Source organism: Streptomyces sp. AM 2-1-1 (assembly GCF_029167645.1).
GTDB lineage: Bacteria > Actinomycetota > Actinomycetes > Streptomycetales > Streptomycetaceae > Streptomyces.
On the sequence record NZ_CP119147.1, the window covers coordinates 395,319 to 408,558 of the forward strand.

Genomic DNA, 13,240 nt, shown 5'->3' on the forward strand with positions numbered 1-13,240 from the left:
GCCGGCCGCGGGGTGTCACGTGGTCGGCGGGTCGGGGCGGACCGGTCCGCGGTCAGGCGGCGATGTCGCCGGCCTGGAGCTGCCAGAGGGATGCGTAGAGCCCGTGCTGGGCGAGGAGTTCGTCGTGGGTGCCTTGCTCGGCGACGATGCCGCGCTGGTCCATGACGTAGATCCGGTCGGCGTGGCGGACCGTGGAGAGGCGGTGGGCGATGACGACCATCGTCCGGTCTGCCGCGAAGCTGCGCAGCGTGCGCTGGATGGCGGCCTCGGTCTCGTTGTCGACGGCGGAGGTGGCCTCGTCGAGGATGACGACCGGTGGGTCCTTGAGGATCGTGCGCGCCAGGGCGATCCGCTGCCGCTGACCGCCCGAGAGCGTGGCGCCGCGTTCACCGATCAGGGTGTCGTAGCCGTCGGGCAGGGTGGCGACGAAGGCGTGCGCCTCGGCCATGGCGGCGGCCCGGACGACGTCCTCGTGCGAGGCGCCGAAGCTGCCGTAGCGGATGTTGTCGGCGATGCTGCCGTCGAAGAGGAACGGATCCTGCGCGACGAAGCCGATGGCGTGGCGCAGGTCCTGCCGCCGCAGGTCGCGGACGTCCTCTCCGTCGAGCAGCACCCTGCCGGACTCCGCGTCCTGGTAGCGCATCAGCAGCTTGGCGATCGTCGTCTTGCCGGAGCCGGTGGCGCCCACCAGGGCGGTCACCCGGCCGGCCGGGATGGTCAGGGAGAGGTCCTCCAGCGTCGCCGGGCGGCCGGGGTAGGCGAAGGTGACCTTGTCGAGGACGATCTCGCCCCGGACCTCGGCGAGTTCGAGCGTCCCGTCGCCGTGGTCGGCCTCGGTGGGCAGGGTGCGCAGGCGCTGGACCCGGTCGTAGGAGGCGAGGGTGCGCTGGTACTGGTCGGCGATGCCACCGAGCCGGCTCATCCGCATCAGCAGCATCTGGGGCAGACCGATCAACGGGCTGAACACCTCGAAGCGCAGGGTGCCGTTGAGTACCGAACGGCCGCCGATCAGAAGGGTGCCGGCCATGGACGCGGTGGTGCAGGCCCGGACGGTCTCGGCGTGGCGGATGGTGCTCCGGTCGGCCTGCCGACTGCTCTCCTGAACAGACTCGCTCAGCTCGTCGACGCGTGCCGCCTCGTACTCCTCGGTGCAGAAGCTCTTGACGGTCGCACTCGCTTCGAGTGAGTTGATCACCTGGCTGCCCAGTCCGGCCCGACACTCGCCGGTGGCCGCGTAGGTTGCCGCGGCGTTGTCCTGGTGGCGCAGCGAGAGCCACGCGACGACCGGAATGGGCAGGAACGCGATCCAGGCGATCTGCGGTGCCAGCAGGAGGAACGCCGGTACCAGGACGGCGAGGCTGGTGCCGAGTTGCAGCACGTCGTTGGCCGGGCCGGCGAAGAAGGCGCCCAGCTGTCCGACGTCGTTGGTGAGCGTGCCGGTCACCCGACTGGTCCGCTCGCCCTCCAGGTGGCCGAGTTCGAGGCGCTGGACGTGTCGGTAGGTACGGCTGCGCCAGTCGTGCTCGATGTCCTGGCCGAGTTGGCGCCATTGACGGCTGGAGGCGTAGGAGAGGCCGGCCACCGCGGCGCAGGCGGCGGCCACCAGCCCTGCGAGACCCAGGAGTTGGGCTGAGGCCGTGGTCAGGCCGAGGCTGACCAGCGGAGCCGCCTCTCCCTTGATGAGGACGAGGCCGGTCCATCCGAGGAAGGTGCCGAGCGCCATCTCCGCGGCCTGGCAGGCGACGGACAGGGCGGCGGCCCGGGAGAGGCGGCGGCGGTGCGGGCCGACGATCTCCACCAGGGGGTGGCGTTCGGCACCCCGCCCGGCGGCTCGCCGGGACGCTTCGACCGTTCCGCGCCAGGCTTTCCGGAGGACGAGCGCGGTCGCCGCGGCGACCCCGCCGGCGGCCACCAACTGCCTGCTCCGCGCCGACCCCTTGAACAGCGCGATCCCGGCCGTGATCCCTCCGCCGACGGCGAGCACCGGGCGCACGACCGGGCCAGGGTCCGCCCGCGGGGCCGGAGCGACGGCGGAGCCGGCCGGCGCGGGACGTCCGGCTCCGGTCATCTTCTCGGCGACCCGGGTGACGGCTCCGCGGACGATCCGGCCGACGTCCGCCGTGCGGAGCCGGGCGTCGTGCCGGACGAGGACCCCGCCGGTGACCGGATTGGCCCGGGCCTCGGTGATCCCGGGGATGCGGCGCAGCGCGGCGGCGAGGACGTCGGCCGTCCGGGGTCGTCCGAGCACCAGCTGGACGTCCCAGCGCTGGCGGCCCGGGATGACCGAGCGCGGGCTCGCACCCGGTTCCACGGAGCGGAATCCGGCTGCGGCACCCAGTAGGGATGGCATGTGTACGATCACCTGTTTGCGGAGGTCGCGGCGGGCCGTCCGGAACACGACGGCGTACGGCGACGGAACGGGATTCTCTGAGCGGCGGTCTCTGCGGTCGAGCGGCCGCCGCCCGGGCGCACTCCGCCGAGACCGGTCGGCGTGCGCGCCTGGCGGCGACCCCGGTTCTTACGGGCCGTCAGTGGGCCTTGCCGGCAGCGGAACCGGCGGTGCCACGGATCTTGGGGGTCCTCGTCTCCCCTTCGGCGGCTCCGTCCTTGGTGCCGCTTCCGGCGGCCCGCTGGCCGACGACGGAGTGCCCCCCGGTGTCACTGGCGGCGATCTGGGCGGCCACCACGTCGGCGGCGACTTCGGCGGCGAGGTCGTGGATGTTCTCCCCGGCCTCCTGAGCCGCCTTCCTCACCTCCATCGCGATACCGACGGACGTCCGGACGACCCCACTCACCAGCGGCTTGAGCAGGCGCTTGGCGACCGGCGCGACGATGAGGCCGACCAGGAATGGCGGGACTACTGGCAGCATGATTCTCCATCCTCTCCACGCATACGTATGACGGGAAACCCACGTGTGGCGAAAGGCCGGAGCAGTGCCCGGCCGTGCGGGTTTCGATCTCGAATGTCCGGGACTCATCTGGCGAATCGGATTCCCGGACGCCGGAGCGCGCCGTCCGATCCCGCGATCACCGTAGTGGAGTCCCACCCGCCTGGGCCAAGCAGCGCCTTCTCCTTCACTCATGCGAGTGCTCATGGCCTTTACGCGTAACCCCCGAGGGGCAGCCCATCCCACATGAATGCAATGCGATAATCCGATCAATATCTCTTCTCCGGTTCTCCGGTTCTCCGGTTCTCCGGTTCTCCGGTTCTCCGGTTCTCCGGTTCTCCGGAAGGAACCGCATTTCCGGTATCACCGGCCAGGGCCGGCAGGCGCTCCCCCCTCCCGCCCTCCCGCGCGGGTGGCGAAAGACCCGCGTCACCCCACCGCACCGCGCGACGCCGCTCCTCGCGAGGAGCGGCGCGGCGGTCGGCTCCTGCCGCCCCGCCCGACCGGCGGGCACGACGGGCCGTCGTGCCCCTCGTACGGGTGAATCAGATTCGGTCGCCCCGCCACCCCCGACGGCTCACGGCCCCGTCACCGGACGGATCCGCGCATTCGAACGTGCCTACCACACAGGCCAGTTGCGTCATCAGAGCCCATGGCGCGGTGTCACCATGAGGCCATGCGCCGACGTACCCCGCCGATCGCCCTGGCGGCCGCACTCACCGCCTCGGCCGTCGCGCTGGGCGGTTGCGGCGGGAGCACCACCTCCTCGACCACCACCCCACCGGTGATCCGCGGCACCGTCCGGATCGCCCAGGCCGGCGAGACGCCGAGCTTCGACCCGTACTCCGCCTTCGGTTCCTCCCAGGCCCACTTCGCCTACGACTCCCTGGTCAACCTCGCCCCCGGCGGCGCGCTCGTCTCCGGCCTGGCCTCCTCCTGGCGGGCGACGGCCACCACCGCCACCTTCACCCTCCGCCCGGGCATCACCTGCTCCGACGGCACCGCGCTCACCGCGACGGCGGTGGCCCGGGCTCTCACCTACGCGGGCGACCCCGCCCACCAGTTGGCCGGTGCCCAGACCGTCCTGCCGAACGTCCCCTTCGAGGCGAGCGCCGACGACGGCACCGGCACGGTGTCGACGACCGCCGCCGCCCCCTTCCCGTTCCTCGTCCGCACCATCGGCCGGCTGCCGATCGTCTGCCCCGCCGGTCTCGGCCGGCCCGGTTCCCTGGACCGCGCCACCCACGGCACCGGCCCGTACGTGCTCACCCGCTACACCCCCGGGGGGCCGTACGAGTTCGCCGTGCGCGACGACTACTCCTGGGGGCCCGCCGGAGCGACGACCAGGGCACCCGGTCTTCCCGCGCGCATCGTCCTCTCGGTGGTGCCCCAGGCGTCCACGGCGGCGAACCTGCTGCTCACCGGGGGCGTCGACATCGCGGGCGTGAGCGGGCCGGACCGCGCCCGGCTCACCGGACGCGGCCTGTCCACCGCCGACGTGGCGACCGTGGTCGGGCTGACCTTCTTCAACCACCGCCCCGGACGGGCGCTCTCCGACCGGGCGCTCCGCCGCGCCCTGGTCTCCGCCCTCGACCGCCGGGGTCTCGCCAACGTCGCCGTCGGCGGCACCGGTGAACCCGCCACCGATTTCGGTGCCGAGGGCTCCGTCTGCCACGCCGACCTCGCCGACACCCACCTGCCGGCGCAGAACGCCGCCGAGGCCCTGCGCACCGCCGGCTGGACCCGCTCCGCGGCCGGCCCCCTCACCAAGGGCGGCCGGCCGCTCCGGCTCCGCCTGATCACCAGCCCGGACCTCGGCCCGACCCTGGTCCCCGTCGCCGAACTCATGGCCCGCGAGTGGACGGCGCTCGGCGCCGAGGTCGACCTGGTCGCCGAGAGCCTGCCGGCTCTCGTCAACGCCATGTACCAGAGCGCCGACTTCGACGTGGTGGTCGGCAGCACACCGGGGTTCGCGCTCCCGGTGGGCTTCATCCCCTTCTTCTCCGGTCCGGCCCCCGCCCGGGGCCTCAACTTCGCGGGCGTGACCAATCCCGAGTACGACGCCCTGGTCGCCCGGGCCCTCGGGGAGACCGACACGGCGGGGTGCGCCACCTGGAACCGGGCGGCCGCCGCGCTCTTCCGCTCGGCCGACGCGCTGCCGATCGCCCAGGGCCGAACCAGCGTGTACGGCTACCGCACCACCTTCGCCACCACCTTCGGCGGACTGCTCGTTCCCACCAGCATCCGCCTCCACCAGTGACCGACCCGGGGCCCACCATGTCCGTACCCCAGCTACTGCGGCACCCCTGGACCGTGTTCCTCGGCCGCCGCACTGTCCGGCTGCTCCTCTCCCTGGGGGTGGTGGTCACCGCGTCCTTCGCGATGGTCCGCCTCATCCCCGGCGATCCGGTCCGGGCCGCGCTCGGCGTCGACGCCGCTCCCGGGCTGGTGGCCGCCCGCAGGCACGCACTCGGGCTCGACGCCCCCTTCGTGTCCCAGTACCGCCACTACCTCGGCGGCCTCCTCCACGGTGACCTCGGTTCCTCGCTGGTCACCGGGGCGCCCGTCGCGGAGCTGGTCCGCACCCGCTTGCCGGCCACCCTGGAGATCGCCGTCCTCGCCTTCCTGGTCACCCTCGCCATCGCCCTGCCCGGCGGTCTCCTGGCCGCCGTGGGCACCCGCGACGGCCGCCGCCCGCGCACCGAGCTGGTCTTCACCGCGGTCACCGCCGGTCTGACCGGAGTGCCGGACTTCGTCCTGGCCGCCGGACTGACCGCGCTGCTGGCCGTCGGACTCCACCTGCTCCCGGTGGCGGGTGCGGCGGGCGCCGCGTCGTTCGTCCTGCCCGTCCTGGCGCTCGCCCTCGCCCCCACCGCCGTGCTGCTGCGCATCGTCCGGGTGGAGGCGCTGAAGGTACTGGACGAGGACTATCTGCGCACCGCCCGGAGCAAACGGCTCTCTCCGGCTCGCCGTTACCTCCGGCACACGGCACCGAACATGGCGTCCGCCGCGCTGACCGTCGCCGGGAGTCTGCTGCCGGGTCTGATCGCCGGCACCGTGCTGGTCGAGAAGGTCTTCGCCTGGCCGGGCATCGGCTCCGCCATGGCGCAGTCCGTGGTCGCACAGGACTATCCGGTGGTCCAGGCCATGGTCCTGGTGCTGGGCACGGCCGTGCTGCTGGCGGGGCTCCTGGTGGACGTGCTGCTCGCCCTGCTCGATCCCCGCTCGGCGATCCGGGAGATGTGACCATGCGCCCTCCGTCCGGACGTTCCCGCTCTCCCCTGGCCTGGGCCACCGCGGTCATGCTGGCGTCGCTCGTCGCGCTCGCGCTGGCCGGCCCGCCGGTGTGGGGTGCGGCAGCAGACCGGCCCGACCTCTCCGCCGTGCTCCAAGGCCCCTCGGCGGCGCACCCGTTCGGCACGGACAGCCTCGGCCGGGACCTGCTCGCCCGCATTCTGACGGCCGCGCGCCCTTCCCTGCTGCTCGCGCTCGCGGCGGTGCTGCTCGGCGCGACCGCGGGAATCCTCCTCGGGGCGTGCACCGCTGTCCTCGGCCGGCGCGGCCGCCGGCTGACCGGCGGGCTGATCAACCTGCTGCTCGCCTTCCCGGCGCTCCTCGTCGCGATGTTCCTGGCGGTCGTGTTCGGCGCGGGCGCCACCGGAGCGGTGCTGGCGCTCGCGGCGGCGGCCGTCCCCGGGTTCGCCCGGCTCGCCCAGACCCTCGCCGCAGGCGTCGCGGGCACCGATCACCTGGCCGCGGCCAGAGTCCTCGGCCTGCGCCGCCACCGCCTGCTGTGGCGGCACGTCCTGCCCAACATCGCGGAGCCGCTGCTCCTCGCCGTCACCACGGCGGGTGGCACCGCCCTGGTCGCACTCTCCGGGCTCAGCTTCCTGGGCCTGGGCGTCCAGGCACCCGGTTACGACTGGGGACAGTTGCTCAGCCAGGGACTCGACCGGATCTACGCCGAGCCGGTGCCCGCGCTCGCCCCGGGCCTGGCCGTCCTCTACGCGGCGCTGACCTTCCAGTTCCTCGGAGAGGTCCTGGCCACCCACGTCGCACGGCGCGCACCGGTGGCGCGCGGACCCGCACCGGTACTCGCTCCGAGCGGCCCCGCGGAGGACGGGCTGGTCCTCCAGGTGGAAGACCTCACCGTCGAACTCCCCACTGCCGGCGGCACGATCCGGCCGGTGCGGGGGGTGTGCCTCTCGCTGCGGCCGGGCGAGATCGTCGGCCTCGTCGGCGAGTCCGGGTCCGGGAAGTCGCTCACCGCGCTCGCCGTCGCCGACCTGCTCCCGTACGGCGCCCGGACATCGAGGCGCACTCTGCGTCTCCACGGGGAGGACCTCTCCGCCCTGACGCCGAAGGAGCGGGACCGGCGCCTGGCGACGGGTCTGTCGATGATCTTCCAGAACCCGGCCTCGGCGCTCAACCCGTCCCTGCGCATCGCCACCCAGCTCACCGAGGCCGTCCGGGCCCACCGGGGTGCGAGCCGCACGAGCGCCGCGGCGGAGGCGGCCGACGCCCTTCGACGGGTGGCCCTGGCCCCGGCACTGATGCGTGCGCGCCCTCATCAGCTCTCGGGCGGTCAGCGCCAGCGGGTGATGATCGCCTCGGGGCTGATGGTGCGGCCGGGACTGGTCATCGCCGACGAACCGACCACCGCGCTCGACGTCACCGTGCAGCGCCAGATCACCCGGCTGCTCACCGACCTCCGGAGGGACACCTCCGCGGCGATCCTCTTCATCAGCCACGACGTCGCGCTCGTGGGCGAGTTCTGCGACCGGATCCTGGTGATGTACGCGGGCACCGTCGTCGAGGGGCTGCCCGTCGACCGCCTCGCAGACGGGGCCCGGCATCCCTACACGCGGGCCCTGATCGCCTCGGTACCGGACCTCGGCGCCGACCGGGACCGACCGCTGCCGACGATCGAGGGATCACCGCCCGATCCGCTCGCACCCGAGGCGGGGTGCCCGTTCGCGCCCCGTTGCGCGCGGCGCCAGGACCGCTGCGCCGAGCAGGCTCCCCCGCTGGAGGAACTCGATGCCGACCACCGGGTCGCCTGCTGGTATCCGGTTCCGGCGGCGACCCCGGAGGCGGTGACCGCGTCATGACCACCCTCCAGGTCGTCGATCTCACCGTCCGCCACCCCGGCCGCCGTGACGCCCCCGCCGCCGTGGACGGTGTCTCGCTGGAGATCCCGTCGGGAACCACCCTCGGTCTCGTGGGGGAATCGGGCTCCGGGAAGTCCAGCCTGGCCGGCGCGATCGTCGGCCTCGTGCCCGTGCACGCCGGCCGGGTCCTGATCGACGGCCGCGAGGTCCGCACCCGCACCGTCCACGACCGGCGCCGGCTCGGCCGCCAAGTCCAGGTCGTCCTCCAGGACCCGGACACCGCGCTCGATCCCCGGATGACGGTCCGCCAGACCCTCGTGGAGGCCGCCACGGTCTTCCGACGGCTCGACCGCGCCGCCCGCCCCGGGCGCGTCACCGAACTGCTCGGACTCGTCGGCCTCGATCCGCGGCTCGCCGATCGCCTGCCGCGGCAACTCTCCGGCGGCCAGCGCCAGCGCGTCGCCCTGGCCCGCTCGCTCTGCGTCGAGCCCGGCCTGCTGATCGCCGACGAGATCACCTCGGCGCTCGACGTCTCCGTGCAGGCGTCCGTCCTCAACACCATCCGTGAACTCCGGCGACAGCTCGGACTCTCCATGCTGTTCATCGGCCACAACCTGCCGGCGGTCTGTCACGTGTCGGACGTCGTGGCGGTCATGCGGCACGGCAGGATCGTCGAGATCGCCCCCACCGCGACGATCCTGCGCGCCCCGAACCATCCCTACACCCGGACGCTGCTCGCCTCCGTTCCCTCGCTGCGCGCCTCCCTCCCCGGGCAGAGGTCGTCGTGATCCTCGGCATCCGGAGGCGGTGCCCTTCTGAACACGGGCGACCGTCGCCGCCGCCCACCCGTCCGATGCGAATCGCCGGCCAGGGGGCGGCCGACTCGTCGGCGGGCACGAGGGAGTCCCCCTTCCCGCAATTCCGGCCGAATGCCCGACCGGCCGGGAAGCGGTCCACCGGCAAGGGCGGGGCCCGCGGCGGATGCGCTCGGGAAACACCCCGTGAATTCCCACGAACAACCGTCAAGCGGCCAACCACCGCATCACGCAATCGAATTACAACGTGATCCGACGAGCTGATCACCGTGAGACGATGCAGCGGCTTCGCAATTCCATGACCCGGCACCGCGATGCCACGGACGACCGGCGGAGAAAGGACGGAACATGGGAACTCTTCGAGGAACACCGATGCCCCCCGGACGGAGCGCCGTGACATGACCGTCGCCCTGGACCCGACCCTGTTCCACCAGACCGGCGTGGGCCTGTCCGTGCCGTTCGCCATTGCCGGGACGGGCATCCATCTGCCGCCGGACGTCGTCACCAACCAGGAGCTCACCCGCTCCCTGGACACCAGCGACGCATGGATCACCAGCCGCACGGGTATTCGCGAGCGCCGCCGTCTGGCCCCGCACCTGGCGACCTCCGACATGTGCGTCGCCGCCGCTCACCCGGCCCTGGAATCCGCCGGCGTCGAGCCCGGCCGACTGGACGCGGTCATCGTCGCCACCTACACCTGGGACCAACCGCTCCTGTCGACCGCGCTCATCGTCAAGGACGCCCTCGGTGCCCACCGCGCGCTCTCCCTGGACGTCACGACAGCCGCCTGTGCCTCCGGCATCCAGGCCCTGCTGATCGCCGCACACCTGATGCAGAACCCCTCCATCACCACCGTCCTGCTGCTCGCGGCCGACTGCGCCTCCAGGGTCGCCGACCCCACCGACCGCACCACCGGTGTCTTCTTCGGAGACGCCGCGGCCGCCGTCGTCCTCACCCGCAACGACACCCCGGGTGCGGGTCTGCTCTCCTACAGCCTGGGCTCCCAGCTCTCCTACGCCGTCCAGATCCCCGCCGGAGGCTCCCGGGCGCCCGCCAGCACCGCCACCGTCGCCGCCGGGGACCACTACCTGTCGATGGACGGCCGTGCCGTCTGGAACGCCGCGACCACGCTGCTGCCCGAGAGCATCACCTGCGCCGCCCGGCGCGCCGGGGTACCGATCGACCAGGTACGGCACTTCTTCCTGCACCAGGCCAACCTGAACATTCTCGACGAGACCATGGCGGTCCTGGGGGTCCCCCGAGAACGGGCCCCGGTCACGATCGACCGACTGGGCAACACCGGATCGGCCGGCGTGTTCACCGCACTCCACACCGCCGTCGCCGGGGGTTCCCTCCTCCCGGGAGACACCTACGTGCTGTCCGGAATCGGAGCGGGCTTCCAGTGGGGGACCCTCTGCCTCCGACACGCCTGACCAACCCCACATCAGGTTCGATGAAGGGGGTTGCCGCCTCGGCGCGGATGTCACGTCCGCGCTCCGGCCGTTCACGGACGGGTGAACTCGTGGTCGGCGGCTGGCGATTCCGTAGTGACCCGCACCAGCATGGACTGCATGACCACCACGTGCTCGCAGGCCGAACGGGCCGCTCAGGCCCGCGCGGCCGAACTACGGCTCGCCGCCGACGACATCGACGGCGTCGTGTTCGGCTGGGTCGACAACGCAGGACTCACCCGGGTGAAGTCCGTCCCGCTCGCCCGACTCGGACAGGCCGCCGAGCACGGTGTCGGCGCCCTCCCCTGCTTCGACGTCTCGCTGGTGGACGACTCCTTCACCACCACGGCGTCGAGCAGCGGCCCGATGGGCGACCTACGGCTCGTGCCCGACCTCGACCGGCTCACCCCGCTCGCCGCCCAGCCCGGCTGGGCCTGGGCCCCGGCGGACCTCTACGCCCAGGACGGCACCCCGCACCCCGGCTGTCAGCGCGGCTTCGCCCGGCGTGCCACCGAGGCCGTCGAGCGGCGCGGTTACGCGGTGCGGGCCGGGATCGAGGTCGAGTGGGTGGTGGCCGACGCGACCGGAGACCCCGCGGCCTCGGGGCCCGGGTACGGGATGACGCGCTTCATCGAACACTCCGACTACCTGCGGGAGTTGCTCCGCGCTCTCACCGCGCAGGGCCTGACCGTGCTGCAGCTCCACCCCGAGTACGCCGCCGGGCAGTTCGAGGTCTCGGTCGCCCCCGAGGGGCCGGTCGAGGCGGCCGACACCACGATGCTGGTGCGCCACACCATCCGGGCCGTCTCGGCCCGGCACGGGCTGCGGGTCTCGTACGCCCCCGTCTTCGCCGAGGGCACGATCGGCAACGGCGGCCACCTGCACCTCAGCCTCTGGCAGCAGGGCCGCAACCTCGGACATGACGGGCCCGGCCGTCACGGGCTGCACCCCGAGGCCGAACACTTCCTCTCGGGGGTGCTGGCCGAGCTGCCCGCTCTGCTCGCCCTCGGCGCACCCGGCGCCGCCTCCTACCTGCGCCTGGTCCCTTCCCGCTTCGCGGGGGCGTACCGCTGCTGGGGCCTGGAGAACCGCGAGGCGGCGCTGCGCCTGATCGCCGGTTCGGCGACCGGGCAGGCCAATGCCGAGTTCAAGTGCTTCGACGCCGCCGCCAATCCGTACCTGGAGGTCGGCGGGGTGCTGGCCGCCGGGCTCGCCGGGCTCGACGCCGCGATGCCGCTGCCCCCCGAGACCACCACGGACCCCGCCGCTCTCGGCGGCGCCGAGCGCCTTCCGGCGAGCCTCTCGGAGGCGACCGACGCGTTCGAGAAATCCGCCCTCCTGCGCCGGTCGCTCGGCCCCGGGCTGTACGAGGCGGTACTGGCCGTCCGGCGGGCGGAGGCGGAGTTGTTCGCGGGGATGCCGGATGCGGACGTCATCGAGGCGGTGCGCTGGCGATACTGACGGAGGGTCATCTCTGCGGCCCGGTAGCGGGTGAGGACGGTGGACATCCGCATCCACCCGTACCGGCCGGCGCCGCCGGCCCGCCCGCGTCGCTCGCCGCGAGCAGCAGGATGCGCGGTCCCTCAGGCGCTTCCTCCGTCCGGAGCAGGACCGGCGACGCACGTGTACGGCAGCGGCGCGAAGCCGTTGAAGCCCTGGGTGGTGTAGGCCACGGCATAGGCGCCGCAGGAGTGGATCCAGACAGGGTCGCCGGATGCGATGGTGCGCGGCACCCGTACCAGGCCGCCTTCCTGGGCGTAGGCGTCATCGCTGTCGCACGTCGGACCGGCCACCACGGCGTCGACGAACTGCCCGCCGGGTCGGGTCGGGAACTCCAGCCGGTACTGCAACTGGTCCATCTCGTAGAGACCGTTGAACTTCCCGCAGCTGAGGTAGAGCCAGTGCACGCGTGTGCCGTCGGCCCGGTGGCGCGAAGTGAGCCGGGAGACGTGGGCGCGGATCGCGCCGTGGTCGGCGACCAGGTGGCGGCCGGGCTCCAGCAGGAAGGACAACGGCGCCGTGCTGACGGCGCGCAGCCGCGCCATTCCCTCGCGCATCACCGTGAACATCTTGTCCAGCGGCGGCTCCAGTGGCCGGCCGCACCGGTCGAGCACGCCGAGGGCGGGCAGTCCACCGCCGAGGTTGATCCGGTCCAGGAGGACCCCCTGCCGCTGCAGCCTTTCCAGCAAGGCGGCCAGCGTCTCGATCGCCGCGCTCCAGGCTTCGGTCGTCATCTGCTGGGAGCCGACGTGCACCGACAGGCCGGAGGGCACCAGAGCCGCGTCCCGGGCTGCGACGAGCACGCGCAGGGCATCCTCGGGCGAGCAGCCGAACTTGTGACTCAGACCCCACAGCGCGCCCTCACCGCTGGTGGCGACGCGACAGAACACTGCGGACCCCGGCGCGTGTTCGGCGATGGCGGCGACGTCCTCCCGGCTGTCGGTGGCGAAGTCACGCACGCCCAGCCGGTAGGCGTCGGCGATGTTGCGGTCGGACTTGACGGTGTTGCCGTAGTGGATCAGGCCGGGGGCCACTCCGGTGCGCAGCGCCTGGATGATCTCCTGCGGACCGGCGGCGTCGAAGCCGGCACCGAGTCCGGCGAGATGATCGAGCACCTCGTCCACCGGGCATGCCTTCATCGCGAACCGGACGCCGACACCGGGAAGTTCGGCACACAGGGCAGTGTACTGGCGCCCGATGCCCTCCAGGTCGTAGACGAGGGTGTCCTCGACCGCGTTCGCGAGGGCGGCGCGCAGGGCGGAATCCTCGTGCCGGCCGGAAGGGGGCGGCCAGGACCTCGGCACGGCGGCCGACGCCGTCGGGGCGCGGTGGGCGGCACTGCCACGGTCGGCCGCCCGGCGCTGTTCGGCGATCTGACACATGTCGGTGGCCTGAGGCCTCACGCATGACTCCCTGTCCGACTGGGTGATCGATGCCGGGAACGTTCCGGCACCCACGAGAGGGAACGAGGGAGT

At 72.9% G+C, this 13,240-nt stretch carries 9 protein-coding genes; 6 read left to right on the plus strand and 3 right to left on the minus strand.

The features are described from left to right. Positions 1-52 precede the first annotated feature (52 nt). A complete protein-coding gene (locus PZB77_RS01625; protein ID WP_275490706.1) occupies positions 53-2,350 on the minus strand; it encodes an ABC transporter ATP-binding protein/permease in 2,298 nt (765 codons plus the stop codon). 178 nt (positions 2,351-2,528) lie between these two features. After that, entirely contained in the window at positions 2,529-2,870 is a 342-nt protein-coding gene (locus PZB77_RS01630; RefSeq protein WP_275490707.1) for a DUF5132 domain-containing protein, read from the minus strand. A gap of 694 nt (positions 2,871-3,564) precedes the next feature. Here PZB77_RS01630 and PZB77_RS01635 point away from each other — a divergent pair. From PZB77_RS01635 to PZB77_RS01660, 6 genes are all read left to right on the plus strand, one after another. Continuing rightward, the gene (locus PZB77_RS01635; RefSeq protein ID WP_275490708.1) at positions 3,565-5,148 is read left to right on the plus strand and encodes an ABC transporter substrate-binding protein; all 1,584 of its coding nucleotides are present in this window, start codon (positions 3,565-3,567) and stop codon (positions 5,146-5,148) included. A 17-nt stretch (positions 5,149-5,165) separates the two neighbouring features. Then, complete coding sequence (locus PZB77_RS01640; protein ID WP_275490709.1) at positions 5,166-6,134, plus strand: ABC transporter permease; 969 nt, start codon at positions 5,166-5,168, stop codon at positions 6,132-6,134. Between the two features lie 2 nt (positions 6,135-6,136). Beyond that, positions 6,137-7,999, plus strand: coding sequence for a dipeptide/oligopeptide/nickel ABC transporter permease/ATP-binding protein (locus PZB77_RS01645; protein WP_275490710.1), 1,863 nt, complete (start codon positions 6,137-6,139; stop codon positions 7,997-7,999). Then, positions 7,996-8,787 carry an ATP-binding cassette domain-containing protein gene (locus tag PZB77_RS01650; protein WP_275490711.1) on the plus strand — a complete coding sequence of 264 codons (792 nt, stop codon included), beginning with the start codon at positions 7,996-7,998 and terminating at the stop codon, positions 8,785-8,787. Before PZB77_RS01645 ends, PZB77_RS01650 begins: the two co-directional genes overlap by 4 nt. Positions 8,788-9,212: 425 nt before the next feature. Next, a complete protein-coding gene (locus PZB77_RS01655) occupies positions 9,213-10,247 on the plus strand; it encodes a ketoacyl-ACP synthase III (protein ID WP_275490712.1) in 1,035 nt (344 codons plus the stop codon). A gap of 138 nt (positions 10,248-10,385) precedes the next feature. Further along, complete coding sequence (locus PZB77_RS01660; RefSeq protein ID WP_275490713.1) at positions 10,386-11,726, plus strand: glutamine synthetase family protein; 1,341 nt, start codon at positions 10,386-10,388, stop codon at positions 11,724-11,726. A 122-nt stretch (positions 11,727-11,848) separates the two neighbouring features. Here PZB77_RS01660 and PZB77_RS01665 read toward each other — a convergent pair whose 3' ends face one another. Continuing rightward, positions 11,849-13,168, minus strand: a complete 1,320-nt coding sequence (locus tag PZB77_RS01665; protein WP_275490714.1) for a type III PLP-dependent enzyme — start codon at positions 13,166-13,168, stop codon at positions 11,849-11,851. Between the last annotated feature and the right edge of the window lie 72 nt (positions 13,169-13,240).